This window comes from Methylobacterium sp. E-005 (genome assembly GCF_022829725.1).
Lineage (GTDB): Bacteria > Pseudomonadota > Alphaproteobacteria > Rhizobiales > Beijerinckiaceae > Methylobacterium.
This window is the reverse complement of record NZ_JAKSYG010000171.1, coordinates 77,809-98,468: the sequence shown is the minus strand read 5'-3', so window position 1 is coordinate 98,468 and position 20,660 is coordinate 77,809. Positions and strand designations below refer to the sequence as shown.

Here is a 20,660-nt window from a genome sequence, read left to right as displayed (position 1 = left end):
GGCTGTCCACACATCGACCGCATCGCTGCGCGCGATGACGATGCGCCAAGCCGATCGGACCGGAAGCGGCCAGTCAGCCCCCGAAGGCCTGCGGCGGCAGGCCCCGCATGCCGACCTCCACCTCGAACAGGGCCCCCGCCTCCGGCACCTGCTCGGCGCCCCGCGCCGCCGAGGTGACGAACAGGCGGTCGAGCCCCGCGCCCGCGAAGGCGCAGCTCGTGATGTTGGGGGCGGGCAGCGCGACCGCCCGCATCAGGCGCCCCTCGGGATCGACGCGGCTGATCCGGCCGCCGCCCCAATGGGCGATCCAGAGGCAGCCCTCCGCATCGGTGGTCATCCCGTCGGGCCAGCCCCACTCATCCGGGAAGCGCAGGAACGGCCGCTTGCCCGAGAGCGTCCCGTCCACGGCGAGGTCGAAGGCGTAGACCGTCCGGGCGGCGCTGTCGCTGTGATAGATGATCCGGCCGTCGAGGCTGAAGGTCGGGCCGTTGGCGACCCCGTATTCACCGTCCATCCGCTGCCAGGTCAGGTCGGGGTCGAGCCGGTGCAGGGAGCCCGAGATTGCGGTCTCGGCCTGGTGCATGCTCCCGGCCCAGATCCGGCCGGCGAAATCGACCTTGGCGTCGTTCAGGCGGTTGTCGGGGTAGTCCGGCTCCGGGTCGCCGATCGGCACGATCCGGTCGGCCTCGAGATCGTAGGTCGCGAAGCCGCTCTTGAGCCCGACGATGAAGTCCCGCCGGCCGGCGCGCGGGATGATCCAGCCCAAAGGCTCCGGGAAGGGCCGCCGGCCGGTCTCGCCGCGGGCGAGGTCGAGCCAGTTCAGGGCCGGGGCCTCGATGTCGACCCAAAACAGCGTATTCCGCTCCGGGACCCAGATGGGCCCCTCGCCCAGCCGGTCGCGCCCGGTCTGGCTTCCGGAACGGGCGACGATGCGGATCCCTGCATCCATGGCTTCGCCTTTCGGTCAGGCCGCCCGCGGGGCCCGGCAGCCCCAGACGGCGTAGAACAGCACGTAGAGTTCGCAGGCCACGGTGATCAGGAAGGAATGCTGCAGCCCGAACCGGTCCGCCGCCCAGCCCTGCACCACCACCAGGGAGCCGCCCGCGATCGCCATGATCAGCAGCCCCGCGCCCTTCTCGGTGAGCGGCCCGAGGCCGCGGATGCCGAGGGTGAAGATCGTCGGGAACATGATCGCGTGGAACAGCCCCACGGAGATCAGCGCCCATAGCGCCAGGGATCCGGTGGCGAAGGCCGCCACCAGCATCACCGCACCGGCGCCGATCGCCGCCCCGGCAAGCACCGCCTCGGCCGGCCGTCTCTGCATCAGGTAGCTGCCGACGAAGCGGCCGATCATCATCCCGCCCCAGAGCAGGAACAGGTAGCGCGCGGCCTGGGCATGGGTCAGGTCGCCGATCTCGGGCTGCGACACGAAGCTGATGAACAGGTTCGACACCCCGATCTCGGCGATCAGGTAGATGAAGATCGCCGGCACGCCGAAGACGAGGTTGCGGTGGCGCCAGAGCGACCCGCCCGCGGGCGCAGCCCTTGCGGCCGATGCCCCGCCGATGGCCGGCAGCGGGAACCGGGCGATCACCACGGCGAGCCCGATCAGCACCGCCGCCACGATCAGGTAGGGCAGCTGCACCGACTGCGCGTCGGCCAGCCGCTCGGCGGGCGTCAGGACGGTGCCCGCCGCGGCGTTGCCCGAGGTGGAGCGGCCGAGGATCAGGGTGCCGCCGAACAGCGGCGCCAGGGTGGCCCCCAGGGAGTTGAAGGCCTGGACGAGGTTGAGCCGCGCCGAGGCGCTCTCGGCCGGGCCGATCACCGCCACGTAGGGGTTGGCGGCGACCTGCAGCAGGGTGATGCCGCTCGCGATCACGAACAGGGCCGTCAGGGTGATCGCGTAGGAGACCTCCCGGGAGGCCAGCACCATCCCGAAGGTACCGGCCGCCATGATGCCGAGGCCGATCACCAGGGCGCGCTGGTAGCCGACCCGCGCGATCAGCTTCGCCGCCGGGATCGAGGCCACGAAATACGCGATGAACCAGACCGATTCAATCAGCGTGGTCTGGGTGTAGTCGAGGTCGAACACGCTGCGCAGGTGCGGCAGCAGCGTGTTGTTGATCACCGTGATGAAGCCCCACATGAAGAAGAGGCTGGCGAGCAGCGACAGGGCCGGGCGGTAGCTCCCCCGCCCCTGCACGCCGGCCGCGTCCGTCCGGTCCGCCGCCGGTCCGACGCTCGCGATCGGTGCTGCCATCCCGCGTGTCCTCTCCCTGCAGGCCACCGGACCGGTGCACCGTATTGCCCGTTACATTTGTCTGAGTATATACCGCATTCGCGGAGGTCAACCGCGCCCACCCGCGTGTGCCGGTGTATGGTCGGGGCGGGGATCCATCCGGGGAGGACACGATGCGCGGCGTGGGACCTGTGATGCTCTGCGCCGGTGCGCTGATCCCGGCCCTGGCTCAGGCGGCCGAGCCGGTCCGGACGGTGTTCGGCACCTTGCCCGATGGCCGGACGGTCGAGGAGGTGACGCTGACCAACGGCCACGGCGTCACGGCGCGGATCCTGTCCTGGGGGGCGCTCCTGCGGACCCTCGACGTGCCGGACCGAGCCGGCAGGCCGGCGGATATCGTGCTCGGCTACAACGATCTCGCGGACTACCTCGCTAAGCCCAACTATTTCGGCGCGAGCGTCGGCCGCTACGCCAACCGCATCCGGGCGGCCCGCTTCAGCCTCGACGGGCGGACCTACCGGTTGGCCACCAACGACGGACCGAACGCCCTGCACGGCGGCGCCGCCGGCTTCGACAAGCGGCTCTGGACGATCACCGCGGTGACCGGCGGGGCCGCCCCCGCGGTGAGCCTGCGCTACGTCAGCCCGGACGGCGAGGAGGGCTATCCCGGCACGCTGACGGCGACCGCCACCTACCGGCTGGATGACACCAACACGCTGACGGTCACCTACGAGGCGACCACCGACCGGCCGACCATCGTCAACCTGACCAACCACAGCTTCTTCAACCTCGCGGGCGAGGGCTCCGGCCGCTCGATCCTCGATCACGTCCTGACCATCCCGGCCGAGCGCTACACGCCGGTCGACGCCACCCTGATCCCGACCGGGGAACACCGTCCGGTGGCGGGCACGCCCTTCGACTTCCGCACGCCCACCGCGATCGGCGCGCGCATCCGCGACGGGCGGGACGCACAGATCGTCCGCGGCCGCGGCTACGACCACAATTGGGTCGTGACCGATGCGCCCACCGCTGAGCCGCACCAAGTGGCGCTGGTCGAGGACCCGGAATCGGGACGAATACTGGAGATTGCCAGCAACCAGCCGGGGGTGCAGTTTTACGCGGGCAACTTCCTCGACGCGACCGCGGTGGGTAAATCCGGCCTCGCCTACCGGCAGTCGGACGCCTTCGCCCTGGAGCCGGAGCTCTTCCCGACACGCCGAACCAGCCGGCCTTCGGCTCCGCCCGGCTCGATCCCAGCCAGACCTACCGGAACGTGATCACCTACCGCTTCTCGACCAGCCCCGCCCATCGGACCCACAAATGACCGACCCCAAGACCGCCCGTCCCGAGACCGCCCGTCCCGAGACCGCCCGCCCGCTGCGCTCCCGCGCCTGGTTCGACAACCCCGACAATATCGACATGACGGCGCTCTATCTCGAGCGCTACCTAAATTTCGGCCTCAGCCTGGAGGAGCTGCGCTCGGGCAAGCCGATCATCGGCATCGCCCAGACGGGCTCCGACCTGTCGCCGTGCAACCGCCACCACCTCGTCCTGGCGGAGCGGGTCCGCGAGGGCATCCGCGAGGCCGGCGGCATCGTGCTCGAATTCCCGGTCCACCCGATCCAGGAGACCGGCAAGCGGCCGACCGCGGGGCTCGACCGGAACCTCGCCTATCTCGGCCTCGTGGAGCTGCTCTACGGCTACCCGCTCGACGGGGTGGTGCTGACCACGGGCTGCGACAAGACCACCCCGGCCTGCCTGATGGCGGCCGCAACCGTGAACATCCCGGCCATCGCCCTCTCGGTCGGGCCGATGCTCAACGGCTGGTTCAAGGGCCAGCGCACGGGCTCGGGCACGATCGTCTGGAAGGCCCGCGAGATGCTGGCGGCGGGCGAGATCGACCATGACGGCTTCATCAAGCTCGTCACCTCGTCGGCGCCCTCGACCGGCTTCTGCAACACGATGGGCACGGCGACCACGATGAACACGCTGGCCGAGGCGCTCGGCATGATGCTGCCGGGCTCGGCGGCGATCCCGGCGCCCTACCGCGACCGGCAGGAGGTCGCCTACCGGACCGGCAAGCGCATCGTCGAGATGGTGGCGGAGGATCTGAAGCCCTCCGAGATCCTGACCCGCGACGCCTTCCTCAACGCCATCGTGGTCAACTCGGCGATCGGCGGCTCGACCAACGCGCCGATCCACCTCGCGGCGATCGCCCGGCACATGGGCGTCGAGCTCGACATCACCGATTGGCAGACCTACGGGCTCGACGTGCCGCTGCTCGTCAACCTGCAGCCGGCCGGCGCCTATCTCGGCGAGGATTACTACCGCGCCGGCAGCCTGCCCGCCGTGGTGGCCCAGCTCATGAGCCGCGGCCTGATCCGCGAGGACGCGCTGACGGTCAACGGCCGCACGATCGGCGACAATTGCCGCGGCGCGACGATCGAGGACGAGGACGTGATCCGGCCGATCGACAAGCCCCTGAGGGAGGCGGCCGGCTTCCTCGTGCTGCGCGGCAACCTGTTCGAGGCCGCGGTGATGAAGACCAGCGTGATCGGCGACGAATTCCGCAACCGCTACCTGTCGAACCCCGAGGATCCGGACGCCTTCGAGGGCCCGGTCGTGGTGTTCGACGGGCCGGAGGATTACCACCACCGGATCGACGACCCGAGCCTCGGGATCACCGACGAGACCCTGCTGGTGATGCGGGGGGCCGGGCCGGTGGGCTATCCCGGCGCGGCCGAGGTGGTGAACATGCGCCCGCCCGCGGACCTGATCAAAGCCGGCGTGCACGCGCTGCCCTGCCTCGGCGACGGGCGGCAATCCGGCACCTCGGCCTCGCCGTCGATCCTCAACGCCTCACCCGAGGCGGCGGCCGGCGGCGGGCTCGCGCTGCTGCGCACCGGCGATCGGGTGCGGGTCGACCTGCGCCGGGGCACCGCCGACATGCTGGTGGACGCGGATGAGCTGGAGCGCCGCCGGAAGGCCCTGGAGGCGGCGGGCGGCTACGCCTACCCAGCCTCGCAGACCCCCTGGCAGGCGATGCAGCGCGCCACGGTGGGGCAGATGCATACCGGCGCGATCCTGGAGGGCGCCGAACGCTTCCAGCGCATCGCGCAGACCAGCGGCCTGCCGCGCGACAACCACTGACCGGATTCGAAAGGTCCGAGACCTTTCGCGGGTTCAGGGCGGAGCCTTGATGGGCTCGGGCGAAACCCGATATCGGGGCTCCGCCCCGATACCCCGCCAAAGGGCTCGCCCTTTGGGATCCCGGACTTTTACGGCCGCAGCGCCAGCTCGGTGTCGGCCAGGGCGAGGCGGACCAGTTCGGTCATGGTCCGGCGGGCGGCCTCCGGGTCGCCCGCCACGATCGCCTCGTAGAGGGCGCGGTGATCGGGCATCGGGTCCCGGGGCATGCCCTGGCGGCGATGCTTGAAGATCGTCGTCCACGTGACGGCCGCCGCGATGGAACTCGACAGGGCGATCAGCGGCCCGTTGCGGGCGGCCTCCAGGATCGCGGTGTGGAAGGCCTGATCGGCGGCCCGGCCGTCATCGGTGCTGAGGCCGTGGCGGCCCATCTCCTCCAGCGCATGGCCCATCCGGGCGAGGTCGAGGCCCGAGCGCCGCTCGGCCGCGAGCGCCGCCGCGGCCGGCTCCACGATCATCCGCAGCTCGAACAGGTCGCGGATGAACGTCTCGCTCGGCTCCGATTCGAAGGTCCAGGCCAGGATGTCCGGATCGAGCAGATTCCAGCGGCTGCGCTGGCTCACCCGCGTCCCGGTGCGCGGGCGACTCTCCACGAGTCCCTTGGCGCTCAGGATCCGAATCGCCTCGCGATAGGCTGTTCTGGAAACCTTGAGTTGCTCCGAGAATTCGATTTCCCCGGGCAGCACGTCGCCCGGCATGTAGCGCCCCCCCAGGATCGCCACCCCCAGATCGCGCGCCACCGAGCCGTGGATGCGACGCGAGCCTGACGCAAGCGGGAGCCTGATATCCTCGTGTCCGCGATCCTGTCTCACCCACGACCTCCAGCCCGAGCCACGGGACGGGCCAGGATCCGAAGATCGTACCCGGAAGTTGTATGAGCGCAAGCGCCAGCACCCATAAGCGATATGGATGAGGCGCTTGCGGCTCAGATCGAAACGATCTAGCTTATTTGTATGAGTAAACAACTTCACGGCAATGCGGCAATCCGCGGCACCGCCCTGATCGGCGAGACGGATGTGACCACGTCGGAGACGTTCCGGGCCGTCGATGCGGCGACCGGCGCGGCCCTGGATCCGGCCTTCGCATCCGCGGGCGCCGGGGAGGTCGAGGCCGCCTGCGCGCTGGCGGAGGCGGCGTTCCCGGGCTTCTCGGAGACCGATCCGGAGACGCGGGCGGATTTCCTCGATGCGGTGGCCGCGGCCATCGCCGATCTCGGCCCGGCCCTGATCGAGCGGGCGATGGCCGAGACCGGGCTGCCCCAGGCGCGCCTGGAGGGCGAGCGCGGCCGCACGATCGGGCAGCTGCGCCTGTTCGCGAACCTCGTCCGGTCGGGCGAATGGGTGCAGGCGACGATCGATCCGGCGCAGCACAAGCGCCAGCCGCTGCCCCGGCCGGACCTGCGCCGGCGCCACGTCGCCCTCGGGCCGGTGGCGGTGTTCGGAGCGTCGAACTTCCCGCTGGCCTTCTCGGTGGCGGGGGGCGACACCGCCTCGGCGCTGGCGGCGGGCTGCCCGGTGGTGGTGAAGGGGCACCCGGCCCATCCCGGCACCGGGGAGCTGGTGGCCCGGGCCGTGCGGTCCGCGGTCGCCGCGAGCGGCCTGCCCGCGGGCGTGTTCTCCTACCTGCCGGGGCCGTCGAACGAACTCGGCACCGCTCTGGTGGCGGATCCGCGGATCAAGGCCGTGGGCTTCACCGGCTCCCGCGGGGGCGGGCTGGCGCTGATGCGCGTGGCGGCCGCCCGGCCCGAGCCGATCCCGGTCTATGCCGAGATGAGCGCGGTCAATCCCGTCCTGCTCCTGCCCGCGGCCCTGCGGGCCCGGGGCGCGGCCCTGGCGGCGGGCTTCGTGCAGTCGCTCACGCTGGGGGCGGGGCAGTTCTGCACCAATCCGGGCCTGCTGATCGGGATCGCCGGGCCCGAACTCGACGCCTTCGCGGAGGCCGCCGGGGCGGCGATCCGGGAGAGCGCGCCGCACACGATGCTGACGGCCGAGATCCGCACCCGGTTCGAGGGCGCCGTCGCCGCGATGGCGGAGCGCCCGGGGGTGACGGTGGCGGCCCGCGGCGCGAAGGCCGGGCCGGGGGGCGCGCCCGCCGCGCTGCTGCGCACGGAGGCGCGCCACCTGCTGGCCGATCCGTCGCTGACCGAGGAGATGTTCGGCCCCGCGGGGATCCTGGTGGCGGCCGCCGACGCGGCGGAGGTCACCCGGGTGATCGCGTCCCTCGGGGGGCAGCTCACCGCGACGCTGCAGCTCGATCCGGCGGACGAGCCCCTGGCCGCCGCTCTGGTGCCGCTGCTGGCGCGCAAGGCCGGCCGGGTCCTCGCCAACGGCTGGCCGACCGGCGTGGAGGTCTGCCACGCGATGGTGCATGGCGGCCCGTTCCCGGCGACTTCGGACGGCCGCATCACCTCGGTCGGCACCCTGGCGATCGAGCGGTTCCTGCGCCCGGTCTGCTACCAGGATCTGCCCGAGGCGCTGCTGCCGCCGTCCCTGCGCCCGGACAATCCCTGGCATCTCGCGCGCCGGATCGACGGCGTCCTCGAACCGCAATCCGGCCGCTGACGGGCCGCCGCGCGGCTCGCTTCGGCCGCGCATCGGGACGGCCCGCAGAGGCCGCCCTTGGGGGGAAACACGATGGCACGATTGCTCCTACAAGTCCCGGACCCGATTCGGCGGCGGGGCGACCGCAGCGTGATCGAGCCGGCACGCGCGGTGCTCGGGGTGGGCGACGATGTGTCTGTCCTGCCGGACCGCGCCGCTGCCGTCACGCGTGCCCTGCGCGATCCCCTGGCGGTCGCCTCGGCCGCCGGCGTCGCCGCGCGGGGGCTCTGACATGACGGATCCGATCCGCATCGGGCTGGTCGGCGTCGGCAAGATCGCCCGGGACCAGCATCTGCCGGTGATCGAGGCCTCGCCGGACTACACGCTGGTGGCGGTGGCGAGTCGTCAGGGCGGGCACGAGGGCGTGCCCAATTACCGGACGCTGTCCGAGATGCTGGCGGGGCAGGGCGATCTCCAGGCGGTCGCCCTGTGCCAGCCGCCGCAGGCGCGGTTCGAAGCTGCCCTGGCGGCGATCGAGGCGGGGCTGCACGTGTTTTTGGAAAAGCCCCCGGGGGCGACCCTGGCCGAGGTCGGGCTCCTCGCCGAGGCCGCGCGCCGGCGGGGGGTGAGCCTGTTCGCGAGCTGGCATTCCAGGTTCGCGCCCGGGGTCGAGCCCGCGCGCCAATGGCTGTCCAGGCGCCGGATCCGGTCGGTCTCGATCGCCTGGATGGAGGATGTGCGGCACTGGCATCCGGGCCAGGACTGGATCTGGGAAGCCGGCGGGATGGGCGTGTTCGATCCGGGGATCAACGCCCTGTCGATCGCGACCCACATCCTGCCGCCGTTCTTCCTGACCGGCGCGACCCTGGAGGTTCCGGAGAACCGGCAGGCGCCGATCGCCGCCGACCTGCGCTTCACCGACGCCGCCGGCACCCCGATCCACGCCGTGTTCGACTGGCGCCAGACCGGTCCGCAGACCTGGGACATCCGCGTCGAGACCGAGGACGGGACCCTGGTCCTGTCGAAGGGCGGCGCGGTCCTGACCCTCACCGGTCGCGACCAGCCGCTGCCGCCCGAGGCCGAGTATCGCGGCCTCTACGACCGATTCGCCGCCCTGGTCCGCTCCGGCGCCAGCGACGTCGACCTGAATCCACTGATCCACGCCGCCGACGCTTTCCTGCGCGGCGAGCGCCGCAGCGTGGCGGCCTTCACGGACTGACCGGGGAGGCCCCCTGCGGGACACGAACGCGACAGAGCCCGACAGGGCCGCGCGGTTAAGGGGGAGTCATTATGGCAAGGAAGCAGACTCGGTGGGCAGCGTTCGCGCTGTGCGCCGCAACGATGACGGCTGGCGTGAGCGCAGCCGAGGCTCAGGTCGCGGCTACGGCGCCGGACGGGGGGCCGAGCCTGGTCAATCCGGGTCCGAAGGCAAGTCCGGCACGCAAGGCCCAGTACAAGGCGAACCGCGCCCGGCGGCGGACGATCCGGGAGGCCCGGAGCGCCGCGGGCGCGAACAGCGCGGCGGCGTCGAGCATCGTGCAGGGCGTGACCGCGTCCGCGCCGTCGCTGCCGCCCGGTGCCCTCGACCTCGGCAACGGCATCACCCTGATGCTGAACTACACGGGCGAGTTCGCCGCGAATCCGTCCGGCGGCCGGCGCCAGGGCTCGGCCTATGCCGGCCAAGTGTTCTTCGGCCTCGACGCCGATCTCGGCCGCCTCGCCGGGATCGAGGGCGGCTCGGTGCACACCATCGTCACCCAGCGCCACGGCCGCAGCCTCGCGCAGGACGACATCGGCAACACCACCAGCGTGCAGGAGATCTACGGCGGCGGTCAGACGGCGCATCTCTCGCTGCTGTCCTACGAGCAGAAGCTGTTCGACAACCGCCTCGACATCGAGGCCGGCCGGCTCCTGGCCACCGTCAACTTCCTGGGCTCGCCCCTCTACTGCAACTTCCAGAACAACGGCCTCTGCGGCAACCCGAAGGGTGCCTTCAAGATGACGAACATCACCTGGTGGCCGATCGCTACCTGGGGTGCCCATGCCAAGGCCTGGCTCACCGACAAGGTGTTCGTGCATGCCGGCGTCTACGAGGTGAATCCGCGCGATCAGCAGGACAACCAGAACGGGATCGACTGGTCGACCCGGGGCGCCACCGGCGTCGTGGTGCCGATCGAGGCCGGCTACTCCACCAATTTCGGCAACGACCCGCTGCCCCGCAACTACAGCGTCGGCGCGATCATCGACCAGTCGGACTACACCGATCCGGTTCAGGATGTCGGCCGGGGCGCCTACCTGCTGAGCGGCCTCGACCCGCTGACGCGGTTCGGCCGGTCGGCGGTCTTCGCCCGGTTCGACCAGATGGTCTGGCGTCCGGATCCGACCGGCGTCCAGGGCCTGAGCCTGTTCGGGGTCGCGATGGCCGGGACCGGTGGCCGCCAGTTCGAGGATTACTTCTTCAACGGCGGCGCCGTCCTCACCGGCCCCTTCCCGGGCCGGCCCTACGACACGCTGGGCGTCTCCTTCGCGCTGGAGCACTTCTCGCCGATCGGCCTCGCCAACATCCGGGCCGCGCGCGCCAAGGTCGGCCTGGGCTACGGTGGCGTCTCCTCGACACAGACCATCCTGGAGCTGAGCTACGGCATCCAGCTGACCCCGGCGGTCCGCCTGATGCCGAACCTGCAATACGTCATCAACCCGCAGCTGCAGGAGCGCTACTTCGCTCAGCCGAAGCGGGTGCCCGACGCCTTCGTGGTCGGCGCCAAGCTGTCGGTGGACCTGTTCACCCTGGCGGGCCTCGCCAAGGGCCCCGGGAGCCTCTGAGGCCCCCGCGAAGCGCGCCAACCCTGGCCGGTGCGCGGATCATCGAACGACACGGCCGCGCGGGTCTCCGCGCGGCCGTTCTCGTTTTCGGCCGGCCGGAGCCGCGCACGGAAAAGGGCCAGCCGCGATGGCTGACCCCGGTCGTTCGACCCCCGCCGTGACGCGGCGGCTTCCGCAGGCCTCACTCGGCCGCGGTCATCTCGGCGGTGAAGTGGCCGCACCAGTCGCTCGTGGAGACCACCGGCCACAGGCCCTTGGACTCCGGCTCCGGCTGGCTGACCGGGGGGTTGAACCGGCACAGGCCGGCATCGGCCTGGGGCGCCGCACCGTTACCGGTGTGCTCGTCAAAGAACTTGCAGCTCTCGCAATGGGCGTTGGCCATGTCACGTATCTCCCGATGAGGATCGGCGCCGTGCCGCTCTGTTGCAAATTAGAACAACTATAATCTGGAAGTCAAGGGTCGAAGACCAGACATGGGTCCCTGGCCTTCGGGCGGGGTGGTCCGGAGCGATAGGTCCGGGGGGCTCGCCGGACCGGCCGATCCGCCGGCGGAGCCTGCCCGATTCCACCCCCGACGGCGTAGTCGGGCGCCCGCCGTAGACGGCCTGCATCCAAATGAGAACCTTCTCCGGAGGCCGCCTCCGGCGATAAAATCGACCTCCTCTGAGGGTGACCGGTAGATCTGACCGGCGCTCAAAGCCTTGCCCGGACGCCATCGCTCGATTCATCGCGAAAAACTGCGCTCGCCCGCGGGATAGAACTTCACCATCGGGCGCAGATTACGGGACAATGTTTTTCTCGACCCAACGAATAGGGAAAAGTGTTTCATTGACCTGCGACAGGCGGGCCATCAATTCTAGCGCCTCGTCCGGATGCACGGCGGCGGCACCGTCGCGTTCCGACCGGCCTGTCGCACCGGCCCACCCGAGGCCACCTGAGCAAGGCACCAGAGCATGACACGACCGAGACTCGTCGGGCTGAGCGCGAACGTGCAGCGGCCGTCCAAGACCCGCGCCCTGGTCGATGCGGTGCTGGGCGAGGCCGGCGCACGGGCCGACCTCGATGTCCGCATCTTGGACTTCGTCGATGCCGGCCCCGGCCTGGGGGCGGCCTGGACCCGCGATCAGCTTCCCCCGGCCGGCCGGTCGGTGCTCGACGCGATCGAGGCAGCGGACGGGCTGGTGGTCGGCTCGCCGGTCTACAAGGGCGCCTATACCGGCCTGTTCAAGCACCTGTTCGATCTCGTCGATCCGCAGGCGCTCGCCGGCAAGCCGGTGGCCATCGTGGCCACGGGCGGCGGGGCGCGCCACGCCCTCGTGGTGGAGCACGCCTTCCGGCCACTGTTCGGCTTCTTCGGCGCGCTCCAGATCCCCACTGCGGTCTACGCCTCGGACGCGGATTTTCGCGCGGGCGTGCTCACCGAGGCCGGCGTGCAGGCCCGGGCCGCGGAGGCGGGCGCCCAGCTCGCCGCGCTCCTCGTCCACCGCACCGCGTCGGCCCCGCTCACGCTCGCGGCCGCCGAGTGAGCCCCCCGATGCTCGACCGCCGCGCCCTGCTCGCCGCATGGGCTGCCCTTCCGGCGGGCTTCGCAGCCCGGAGCGCCCGGGCGGCCGAGCCGGGCGTGCTCCGGATCGGCTACCAGAAGAACGGCATCCTGGTGGTGGCCAAGCAGCAGAAGATCATCGAGCGCCGGCTGGAGCCCCTCGGTCATACGGTGCGCTGGGTCGAGTTCTCGTTCGGGCCGCCGCTGCTGGAGGCCCTGTCGCTCGACGGGATCGATTTCGGGCAGACCGGGGACGCGCCGCCGATCTTCGCGCAGGCCGCGCGGTCGAACCTCGTCTACGCGGCCGCCCAGGAGGCGGGCGGGTCCGGAGCCGGGATCCTGCTGCCGAAGGGCTCGGGGATCCGCAGCCTCGCCGAGCTCAAGGGCAAGCGCGTCGCCTTCGCCAAGGCGTCGAGCGCCCACAACCTGACCCTCGCGGCCCTGGAGAAGGCCGGCCTGACCTACGCCGACATCGAGCCGGTGACCCTGGCGCCCGCCGACGCGGCGGCGGCCTTTTCCCGGGGCAGCATCGATGCCTGGACGATCTGGGACCCGTACTTCGCCATCGCGGAGGCGGGGGAGGGGGTGCGCGTCCTGGCGACCGCCACCGAGATCGCCCCGCAGACCAACTTCTTCCTGGCGAGCCGTCCCTTCGCGGAGGGCCGGGCTGCCGTACTCGCCGCCACCATCGAGGCCCTCGCCGAGGTGGCGGCGTGGTGCACGCAGAACCGCGGCGCGGTGGCCGAGCTCCTGTCGCAGGGGACCGGCGTTCCGCTCGCGGCCACCCGCCGGGCGGTGGACCGGACCGCGTACGTGATCGGGCCGATGACCGCGCGCGTGATCGCCGCGCAGCAGCAGGTCGCCGACCGGTTCCACGCCCTGAAGCTGATCCCGAAACCGGTCCGGATCGCCGACGCGGTCTGGGTACCCCCCGCCCGCAACGGCTGAGCCCCATGACCGACCGAACGCCCCGCGCCCTGGCCCTGCCGTCCCCAGCCGGCCCCGCCCCGAACCGCCGGCTGCTCCTGTCGGCCGGGCTCGGCCTCGCGGCGGCCACGCTGCTGCGCCCGGCCCGGGCGGCCGGCAGCATCCGGATCGGCTATCAGAAATACGGTTCCCTCGTGCTGCTGAAGGGCCGCGGCACCCTGGAGACGGCGCTCCAGCCGCTGGGCGTCACGGTGTCGTGGTCGGAATTTCCGTCCGGGCCGCCGCTGATGGAGGCACTCAACGCCGGCGCGGTGGATTTCGGATCGGCCGGCGAGGCCCCGCCGATCTTCGCACAAGGCGCGAGCGCGGAGCTGCGCTACGTCGCCGCCGAGCCGCCGGCCCCAAGGGGCGAGGCGATCCTCGTGCCGAAGGACAGCCCGATCCGCAGCGTCGCCGACCTGCGCGGCAGGAGCATCGCCCTCAACAAGGGCTCGAACGTCCATTACCTGCTGGTCCGCGCCCTGGAGCAGGCCGGCATACCGTATGACGCGGTGAAGCTCGCCTTCCTGGCGCCGGCCGATGCCAACGCCGCCTTCGTGCGTGGCTCCGTCGATGCCTGGGCGATCTGGGACCCGTTCCTGGCCGCCGCCGAGCGGGCGACCGGCGCCCGGGTCCTGGCGGACGGGACCGGGATCGCCCCGAACCGCCAATTCTACCTGTCCCGGCGCGGCTTCACGGATGCGAGCCCGGAGGTGGTCTCGGCGGTGCTGACGGCGATCGGCGCCATCGATGCCTGGGCCGAGGGCCATGCCGACACCGTGGCGGCGGAACTCGCCCCCTCGGTGGGCATCCCGGCCCCGATCCTGAGCGTCGCGCTCGGCCGCCTGTCCTACGGGGTCGCGCCCCTCGATGCGGCGGTGATCGCCGACCAGCAGAAGGTCGCCGACGCCTTCCACGGCCTCGGCCTCCTGCCGAAACCGATCCGGGTCGCCGACGCGGTCTGGACGCCCCCCGAGCGCCGGGCCGAGGCCCAGGGAGCCAACCGCTGATGCCCGCATCCAAGCGCGACCGTCTGCGCGACACCGCCATCCCCTGGTTCCTGCCGGCCATCATCATTCTCGGCTGGCAGGCCGCGGTCTCGGCCGGGCTCGTGTCCAACCGGTTCATGCCGGCGCCCCTCGATGTGGCCCGGGCCGGCTGGGAGGCCGGGCGGACCGGGGAGCTCTGGACCAATCTCGGGGTCAGCACCCTGCGGGCGCTGGCGGGGTTCGTGGTCGGTGGGGGGATCGGCTTCGCGCTCGGCCTCGCCAACGGCCTGTCGCGCCTGTCGGAGCGGCTGACCGACACCTCGGTGCAGATGGTGCGCAACGTGCCCCACCTGTCGCTGATCCCGCTGGTGATCCTGTGGTTCGGCATCGGCGAGGAGGCCAAGCTGTTCCTCGTGGCGCTCGGCGTGTTCTTCCCGATCTACGCCAACACCCTGCACGGCATCCGCTCGGTGGATCCGGGCCTCGTCGAGATGGGCCGGGTCTACGGCATGTCGCGCACGGCGCTGTTCACCCGGGTGGTGCTGCCCGGCGCCCTGCCGTCGATCTTCGTGGGCCTGCGCTACGCGCTCGGCATCATGTGGCTCACCCTGATCGTCGCCGAGACGATCTCGGCCTCGTCCGGGCTCGGCTACATGGCCATGCAGGCCCGCGAGTTCATGCTGGTCGACGTCGTCGTGCTGGCGATCCTGATCTACGCCGCCCTCGGCAAGCTCGCCGACGCCCTGACCCGCCAGCTCGAGCGCGCCTGCCTCGCCTGGAACCCCGCCTACAGGAGCGCCTGATGCTGCTCGACGCCGCCCGCCGCGAAGCGCTCCCCGATACCGGCACCGAGCCCCGACAGGCGGGCGTAGCGGCGATCCCGCGTCCGCTCGCCGAGCCCGGCCAGCGCGGGGTCGCCGTCACCGTCCGCGACCTGCACAAGAGCTTCGACGGCCCTCCGGTCATCGAAGGCCTGAACCTGTTCCTGCCGGCGGGCGGGTTCACCGCGGTGGTCGGCCGGTCCGGCTGCGGCAAGAGCACCCTGCTGCGCCTGATCCTCGGCCTGGAGACGCCGACCGGCGGCCGGATCGATCTGGAGGGTCCGGCCGGCAGCCCCCGCCGGTCCGAGCCGCCGCGGCGGATCATGTTCCAGGAGCCGCGGCTGCTGCCCTGGGCGCGGGTCGTCGACAATGTGGCGGTTGGCCTGTCGGGCCAGGGCAGCCGGGCCGCGCGCCGGGAGCGGGCTTTGGCCGCGCTCGCCGAGGTCGGCCTGTCCGACAAGGCGGGGCAATGGCCCGCGACGCTCTCGGGTGGCCAGCGCCAGCGGGTGGCGCTGGCCCGGGCGCTGGTGAGCCGGCCGGGCCTGCTGGCCCTCGACGAGCCCCTCGGGGCGCTGGACGCCCTGACCCGCATCGGCATGCAGGACCTGATCGAGCGGATCTGGCGGGCGCAAGGGTTCACGGCGCTCCTCGTGACCCACGACGTCGCCGAGGCGGTGGCGCTCGCCGACCGGATCCTCGTGGTCGAGGCAGGCCGCATCGCCCTCGACCTGAGGGTCGACGTGCCCCGTCCGCGCCGCCGCGGGGACCTCGATCTCGCGCGCCTCGAAGGCCGTATCCTCGACCATCTGCTCGGCGGCTCCGAGACGACGGCGTGACGGGTTCCCAAAGGGCGAGCCCTTTGGCGGGGTATCGGGGTGGAGCCCCGATATCGGGCTTTGCCCGAGCCCAGCAGGCTCCGCCCTGCACCCGCAAAAGGTCGAAGACCTTTTGAAACCTGATTTTTGATCAACAAGGACAACCCCGATGACCGCACCAAACGATGGGCGCGCCGACGTCCTCTGGTTCCTGCCGACCCACGGCGATGGCCGCTATCTCGGTGCCCAGGAGGGCGCCCGGGAGGTCTCGCTCTCCTATCTGCGCCAGATCGCGCAGGGCGCGGACGACCTCGGCTATTACGGCGTGCTGCTGCCGACCGGGCGTTCCTGCGAGGATTCCTGGATCGTCGCCTCGGCGCTGGCGCCGCTGACGAAGAACCTGCGCTTCCTCGTGGCGGTCCGGCCGGGCCTGATGGAGCCCTCCGCGGCGGCCCGCATGACCGCGACCCTCGACCGGATCTCGGACGGGCGCCTGCTGATCAACGTCGTCACCGGCGGCGACCCGGTGGAGCTCGCCGGCGACGGCGTGTTCCTGTCCCACGACGAGCGCTACGCCGTCACCGACGAGTTCCTGACGATCTGGCGCGGCCTGCTCGCGGGCGAGACCGTGACCTACCAGGGCCAGCACCTGCGCGCCGAGAACGGCCGGCTGATCTACCCGCCGGTGCAGAAGCCCTATCCGCCGCTCTATTTCGGGGGGTCGTCGGCGCCCGGCATCGCGGTGGCAGCCGAGCATTGCGACGTCTACCTCACCTGGGGCGAGCCCCCGGCCCAGGTCGCCGAGAAGATCGCCATCGCCCGCCAGGCCGCCGAAGCGAAGGGCAAGACCTTCTCGTACGGCATCCGCCTGCACGTGATCGCCCGGGAGACGGAAGCCGAGGCCTGGGAGGCGGCCGAGACGCTGATCTCCCGGCTCGACGACGCCACCATCGCCAAGGCGCAGGAGACCCTGAAGCGCCAGGATTCCGTCGGCCAGAGCCGCATGATGGCGCTCCATGGGGGCCGGCGCGACAGGCTCGTGGTCTCGCCGAACCTCTGGGCCGGCGTCGGCCTCGTGCGCGGCGGGGCCGGGACGGCGCTCGTCGGCTCGGCCGATCAGGTCGCCGACCGGATGAAGGAGTATATCGATCTCGGGATCGACCGCTTCATCCTCTCGGGCTACCCGCACCTGGAGGAGGCCTACCGCTTCGCCGAACTGGTCTTCCCGAAGCTGCCCTTGCGCGCCACCACCGGCCGCCCGGCCAGCAACGTCCGCAACGACGGCCCGTTCGGCGAGATCATCGCCAACGACCTCGTGCCGGCCCGGCGCGTCGGGGCGCATTGACCCCGGGAATCAGCCATGCCCTTCAGTATCGGGCATGGCTGATCTGCATTCGTGTCACCCGAAGGTCATGGTGAGGCCATCCTTGGCGTTCATCCGACCCACCCATCGCCGCGCGACACGCTCGCGCGGCTTGGACGCGTGAAGGATGTCCATGACTTCGACCAAGACGGCCCTGTTGGCCATCGCCCTGTGCCTCGGCCCCATCTTCAGCCCCATGGCGGCCTTCGCCGAGCAATCCCCCGCCCGGGAAGCGCTCAAGCAACATTGCACCGGCGACTACATGGATTACTGCAGCGCCTACGCGCCGGGTGGACCGGAGGTCGAGGCTTGCTTCAAGGCCAACATGAAGAACCTCTCCGCCGGCTGCTCGGCGGCGATCACCGCCTACAAGAAGGAACAGCGGGCGACCAAGCGGGTCAGCGAAGCGCGCTGAGCGGTCGCGCCACCCGCGACACCCGGCGGCCGTTCGGCGTGCCTCGCCCGTGCGGGCCACGGTGGTCACACAGCTGCGCCGACGCGCGCTCCTCCGTCACGCTGGTGGGCGAGGCCGCTGGGATCGCGGGCCTGTGTCGCCCGCAGCCCTCGTGGGCAGGCGTTCGCGGTGATGCAGACGGCACCGGCCCCTCGATCCTGACCCAGCCCCTCCCCATGGGGGAGGGGAAAGCGCGCCCGTTGCACGATCTGTGGGTCAGACCGGGACGTGCGAAGCCGCCAGCTCCCCGCACCGGGCGCGAGGGGGCGTCGCGTATGTCAAGGCGCCAAATTCGGCATTTCTCTGAAATCACAGGATGCGATACTGTTCTCAGATAGATAGACAGTTTATTATTAGTTTACGCTGCCAATATCAATTCATCTTTCAGATCTGAACCCGTTTTTCTGAACCGCATCCAGATTTATCCGCATGGGCAGAGCCACGAGATCTGGCCTAAACCCGCGATCATCACGAAATTTTAAGCGTGCGGCCGCCATGGCAAGGCGTTAGTTCAGACAAGCCCGATTCCATCGGTCCCGCGCGGCCGCGCGGGACCTGTCGCCCGGGCCCGTCGGAGCTTCGTTGACCCGGATCCCGCGCCGATGACCACCACCGACATGACCTCCGCCGGACGTGCGGTGCGTGCCGCGTCGGCGCGCGTGTCGCGGACGATCCTGGGCGGCTGCGTGGCCACCATGATGATCGGGCTCGATCTCATCGTGTTCTCGCAGCTCATCTTCTCGGGCCCGCTCGCCGAGAACCGCACCGCCGGGGTGGCGGCGATGCTCCCGGCCTACCTCCTGGGCGGCCTCGTCTTCGCGGCGCTCAAGCGGGACGTGGTGGTCTCCCTGTCGTTCTTCGGGGCGGCGGCGATCGTGCAGGCGGCGATCGCCGCCACGGTCGCCGGGCAGCTGCACGCGGCGGGCGTGACCGATCCGGACGCGGTCGTGCAGGTCGTCCTGCTCGTCTGCGGCGTGACGACCCTGCTGACGGGCCTCGTCTTCGTCCTGCTCGGGACCCTGCGCGCCTCGCTGGTGGCCCAGCTCCTGCCCTATCCGATCCTCACCGGCTTCCTCGCCGGCGTCGGCCTGCTGCTCCTGCGCAGCGGCGTGCAGATCGGCGCCCATATCGACGACGCGGTTGCGGCGGTGCTCGCCCTCTTCGATCCGGCGACGCCGAGCCCGATCGATCCCGGCACGCTCGGGCGCATCGCGCTGACCCTCGGCATCGGCACCTGCGCCTTCTACCTGCCCCGGCGCTTCCCGCACTGGGGCACCTTCCCGGCCATCGTCATCGCCAGCTTCGCGCTGGTGCATCTCGGATTGTCCGCGCAGGGCCTCGACACGGCCGCCGCGCAGGCCGCCGGCTGGCTGATCGATCCGCTGCCGCCGGGGCCCCTGCTCCGGGCCCCGGCGATCGGCCGCCTTCCAGCCTTCGATCCCGCCCTGCTGCTGCCGGTCCTGCCGAAGATCGCCACCGAGATCCTGGTCGCGGTGATCATCCAGATCCTCTATGTCGTCAGCGTCGAGCTGGACCTGCGGCGCACGTTCGACATCGACCGGGTCTTCGTCGCCTCGGGCTGGATGAACGTCCTCGGCAGCCTGTTCGGCAGCCCCGTCATGGGCTTCGACCGGACCTCGACGCTGTATCTGCACAACATCGGCGGCGGGCAGTGGCTGGGCCGATGGCTGACGCTGGCCGTCATGGCCGCCCTGCTGGCCTGCGGGGCCAGTGCCCTGGGCCTGCTGCCGCGCCCGCTGGCCGGCGGGGCGCTGATCGCCATCGCGCTGGGGCACCTCGTCAACCTCTCCCGCGCCCATCGGACCCTGCTGCCCTGGGAGGTCGCGGTGGCGGCTTCCGTCTGCGCGGCGACCGCCCTGTTCGGGGCGACAGCGGGCTTCCTGACCGGCATCCTGATGGCGATGCTGATCTTCGCGGTCCAGTACGCCCAGATCCCGACCATCCGCCGGGCGCTGTCCGGGGCGGAGCGGCGCAGCAGCATCATCCGCGACCCCGACACCGCCGCCCGGCTGCGCGCGGCCGGAACCCGCACGCGGATCTACACGCTGCAGGGCTTCCTGTTCTTCCTGAACGGCCAGGCGATCTACCGGCGGGTCGCCGCGGAGGCCGGGACCCTGCGCGTGCTCATCCTGGATGTCCGCGACTGCGTCGGCCTCGACAGCTCGGCCCTGGTGGCGTTCCGCAAGATCGGGCAGCTCGCCGAGGCGCGCGGCTTCGACGTGCTCCTGGCCCATCCCGGGCCGACGATGCTCCGGCAGTTCACCCGCAACGGCCTCACCACCGGACCCCGGATCCGTGTCCGGCCGACCCTCGACGAGGCCCTGCGGGACGCGGAGGCGACGCTGCTCTCGGAGGCGGGGATCGCCGGGTCCGGCGCAGCCGCGCCCTTCGCCCGGCACCTGTCGGAGCAGCTGGGCTGCACGATCGAGCCCGGCGACCTCGCGCCCTACGTGACCGTCCGCGCCCTGGAGGCCGGCGCGGTGCTGATGCGCCAGGGCGAGCCGGCCGACGCCCTGTATTTCCTCGAACAGGGCGTCGTCTCGGTCGAGATCACGGTGCCGGGGCGTCCGCACCTGCGCCTGCGCACCACCACGGCGGGCACGGTGATCGGCGAGGTCGCGCTGGCGCAGGGGGGCGAGCGGACCGCCACGGCCATCGCCGAGAGCCCCTGCCGGGTCGCCGGCATCGACCGGGACGGCCTCGCCCGCATGGAACGGGAGCGCCCCGGCCTCGCGCTGCACGTCCAGCGCTTCCTGATCCTGGAACTGGCCGGCAAGCTCACCGACACGAACCGGCTGCTCGAGGCCGAGCTGCACTGAGCGGCGTGCGGGCTCCGGTGTCCGGACCGATACGCCACGCGGGCGGGGCCGAGCAGGGCT

At 71.4% G+C, this 20,660-nt stretch carries 17 protein-coding genes and 1 pseudogene; 14 read left to right on the top strand and 4 right to left on the bottom strand.

Features of this window, described 5'->3' with window-relative positions; all coding sequences use genetic code 11:
• Window positions 1-73 precede the first annotated feature (73 nt).
• Window positions 74-949 carry an SMP-30/gluconolactonase/LRE family protein gene (locus MKK88_RS18590; protein ID WP_244002284.1) on the bottom strand — a complete coding sequence of 292 codons (876 nt, stop codon included), beginning with the start codon at window positions 947-949 and terminating at the stop codon, window positions 74-76.
• Between the two features lie 15 nt (window positions 950-964).
• Window positions 965-2,260: a sugar MFS transporter gene (locus MKK88_RS18585; protein WP_244002282.1), complete on the bottom strand. Its 1,296-nt coding sequence runs from the start codon at window positions 2,258-2,260 to the stop codon at window positions 965-967.
• A 152-nt stretch (window positions 2,261-2,412) separates the two neighbouring features.
• Between MKK88_RS18585 and MKK88_RS18580 the strand changes: the two are divergent.
• Together MKK88_RS18580 and MKK88_RS18575 are read left to right on the top strand one after the other, a co-directional pair.
• Window positions 2,413-3,563, top strand: a pseudogene (locus tag MKK88_RS18580) (aldose epimerase family protein).
• Entirely contained in the window at window positions 3,560-5,389 is a 1,830-nt protein-coding gene (locus tag MKK88_RS18575; RefSeq protein ID WP_244002280.1) for an IlvD/Edd family dehydratase, read from the top strand. Before MKK88_RS18580 ends, MKK88_RS18575 begins: the two are co-directional and overlap by 4 nt.
• 128 nt (window positions 5,390-5,517) lie before the next feature.
• Here MKK88_RS18575 and MKK88_RS18570 read toward each other — a convergent pair whose 3' ends face one another.
• The gene (locus MKK88_RS18570; protein ID WP_244002278.1) at window positions 5,518-6,186 is read right to left on the bottom strand and encodes a FadR/GntR family transcriptional regulator; all 669 of its coding nucleotides are present in this window, start codon (window positions 6,184-6,186) and stop codon (window positions 5,518-5,520) included.
• Window positions 6,187-6,399: 213 nt separating this feature from the next.
• Here MKK88_RS18570 and MKK88_RS18565 point away from each other — a divergent pair, with 213 nt between their 5' ends.
• From MKK88_RS18565 to MKK88_RS18550, 4 genes are all read left to right on the top strand, one after another.
• A complete protein-coding gene (locus MKK88_RS18565) occupies window positions 6,400-8,007 on the top strand; it encodes an aldehyde dehydrogenase (NADP(+)) (RefSeq protein WP_244002276.1) in 1,608 nt (535 codons plus the stop codon).
• Between the two features lie 72 nt (window positions 8,008-8,079).
• Window positions 8,080-8,277: a hypothetical protein gene (locus MKK88_RS18560; RefSeq protein WP_244002274.1), complete on the top strand. Its 198-nt coding sequence runs from the start codon at window positions 8,080-8,082 to the stop codon at window positions 8,275-8,277.
• A gap of 1 nt (window position 8,278) precedes the next feature.
• Window positions 8,279-9,205, top strand: coding sequence for a Gfo/Idh/MocA family protein (locus MKK88_RS18555; protein ID WP_244002272.1), 927 nt, complete (start codon window positions 8,279-8,281; stop codon window positions 9,203-9,205).
• Between the two features lie 71 nt (window positions 9,206-9,276).
• Window positions 9,277-10,809 (top strand): carbohydrate porin, encoded by a 1,533-nt coding sequence (locus MKK88_RS18550; protein WP_244002270.1) that lies wholly within the window; start codon window positions 9,277-9,279, stop codon window positions 10,807-10,809.
• Window positions 10,810-10,990: 181 nt separating this feature from the next.
• Here the strand turns inward: MKK88_RS18550 and MKK88_RS18545 are convergent, their stop codons facing one another.
• A complete protein-coding gene (locus tag MKK88_RS18545; RefSeq protein ID WP_091717880.1) occupies window positions 10,991-11,191 on the bottom strand; it encodes a hypothetical protein in 201 nt (66 codons plus the stop codon).
• Between the two features lie 571 nt (window positions 11,192-11,762).
• Between MKK88_RS18545 and msuE the strand changes: the two genes are divergently transcribed.
• The 8 genes from msuE (at window position 11,763) to MKK88_RS18505 (ending at window position 20,600) form a co-directional block, all read left to right on the top strand.
• Complete coding sequence (gene msuE / locus MKK88_RS18540; RefSeq protein WP_244002268.1) at window positions 11,763-12,335, top strand: FMN reductase; 573 nt, start codon at window positions 11,763-11,765, stop codon at window positions 12,333-12,335.
• A gap of 8 nt (window positions 12,336-12,343) precedes the next feature.
• Window positions 12,344-13,300, top strand: a complete 957-nt coding sequence (locus MKK88_RS18535; RefSeq protein ID WP_244002266.1) for an aliphatic sulfonate ABC transporter substrate-binding protein — start codon at window positions 12,344-12,346, stop codon at window positions 13,298-13,300.
• A gap of 5 nt (window positions 13,301-13,305) precedes the next feature.
• Window positions 13,306-14,328, top strand: a complete 1,023-nt coding sequence (locus MKK88_RS18530) for a sulfonate ABC transporter substrate-binding protein (protein ID WP_244002264.1) — start codon at window positions 13,306-13,308, stop codon at window positions 14,326-14,328.
• Entirely contained in the window at window positions 14,328-15,110 is a 783-nt protein-coding gene (ssuC, locus tag MKK88_RS18525; RefSeq protein WP_244002262.1) for an aliphatic sulfonate ABC transporter permease SsuC, read from the top strand. Before MKK88_RS18530 ends, ssuC begins: the two co-directional genes overlap by 1 nt.
• Complete coding sequence (locus MKK88_RS18520) at window positions 15,110-15,964, top strand: ATP-binding cassette domain-containing protein (RefSeq protein WP_244002260.1); 855 nt, start codon at window positions 15,110-15,112, stop codon at window positions 15,962-15,964. Before ssuC ends, MKK88_RS18520 begins: the two co-directional genes overlap by 1 nt.
• A gap of 148 nt (window positions 15,965-16,112) precedes the next feature.
• Window positions 16,113-17,288, top strand: coding sequence for an FMNH2-dependent alkanesulfonate monooxygenase (gene ssuD / locus MKK88_RS18515; protein ID WP_244002258.1), 1,176 nt, complete (start codon window positions 16,113-16,115; stop codon window positions 17,286-17,288).
• 151 nt (window positions 17,289-17,439) lie between these two features.
• Window positions 17,440-17,721, top strand: coding sequence for a hypothetical protein (locus MKK88_RS18510; protein ID WP_244002256.1), 282 nt, complete (start codon window positions 17,440-17,442; stop codon window positions 17,719-17,721).
• A 641-nt stretch (window positions 17,722-18,362) separates the two neighbouring features.
• Complete coding sequence (locus tag MKK88_RS18505) at window positions 18,363-20,600, top strand: cyclic nucleotide-binding domain-containing protein (protein WP_244002254.1); 2,238 nt, start codon at window positions 18,363-18,365, stop codon at window positions 20,598-20,600.
• Window positions 20,601-20,660: the final 60 nt, after the last annotated feature.

Coding starts and splice junctions, on each gene's coding strand:
- MKK88_RS18590 (WP_244002284.1), bottom strand. CDS start 949: ATGGATGCAGGGATCCGCATCGTCGCCCGTTCCGGAAGCCAGACCGGG.
- MKK88_RS18585 (WP_244002282.1), bottom strand. CDS start 2,260: ATGGCAGCACCGATCGCGAGCGTCGGACCGGCGGCGGACCGGACGGAC.
- MKK88_RS18575 (WP_244002280.1), top strand. CDS start 3,560: ATGACCGACCCCAAGACCGCCCGTCCCGAGACCGCCCGTCCCGAGACC.
- MKK88_RS18565 (WP_244002276.1), top strand. CDS start 6,400: ATGAGTAAACAACTTCACGGCAATGCGGCAATCCGCGGCACCGCCCTG.
- MKK88_RS18560 (WP_244002274.1), top strand. CDS start 8,080: ATGGCACGATTGCTCCTACAAGTCCCGGACCCGATTCGGCGGCGGGGC.
- MKK88_RS18555 (WP_244002272.1), top strand. CDS start 8,279: ATGACGGATCCGATCCGCATCGGGCTGGTCGGCGTCGGCAAGATCGCC.
- MKK88_RS18550 (WP_244002270.1), top strand. CDS start 9,277: ATGGCAAGGAAGCAGACTCGGTGGGCAGCGTTCGCGCTGTGCGCCGCA.
- MKK88_RS18545 (WP_091717880.1), bottom strand. CDS start 11,191: ATGGCCAACGCCCATTGCGAGAGCTGCAAGTTCTTTGACGAGCACACC.
- msuE (WP_244002268.1), top strand. CDS start 11,763: ATGACACGACCGAGACTCGTCGGGCTGAGCGCGAACGTGCAGCGGCCG.
- MKK88_RS18535 (WP_244002266.1), top strand. CDS start 12,344: ATGCTCGACCGCCGCGCCCTGCTCGCCGCATGGGCTGCCCTTCCGGCG.
- MKK88_RS18530 (WP_244002264.1), top strand. CDS start 13,306: ATGACCGACCGAACGCCCCGCGCCCTGGCCCTGCCGTCCCCAGCCGGC.
- ssuC (WP_244002262.1), top strand. CDS start 14,328: ATGCCCGCATCCAAGCGCGACCGTCTGCGCGACACCGCCATCCCCTGG.
- MKK88_RS18520 (WP_244002260.1), top strand. CDS start 15,110: ATGCTGCTCGACGCCGCCCGCCGCGAAGCGCTCCCCGATACCGGCACC.
- ssuD (WP_244002258.1), top strand. CDS start 16,113: ATGACCGCACCAAACGATGGGCGCGCCGACGTCCTCTGGTTCCTGCCG.
- MKK88_RS18510 (WP_244002256.1), top strand. CDS start 17,440: ATGACTTCGACCAAGACGGCCCTGTTGGCCATCGCCCTGTGCCTCGGC.
- MKK88_RS18505 (WP_244002254.1), top strand. CDS start 18,363: ATGACCACCACCGACATGACCTCCGCCGGACGTGCGGTGCGTGCCGCG.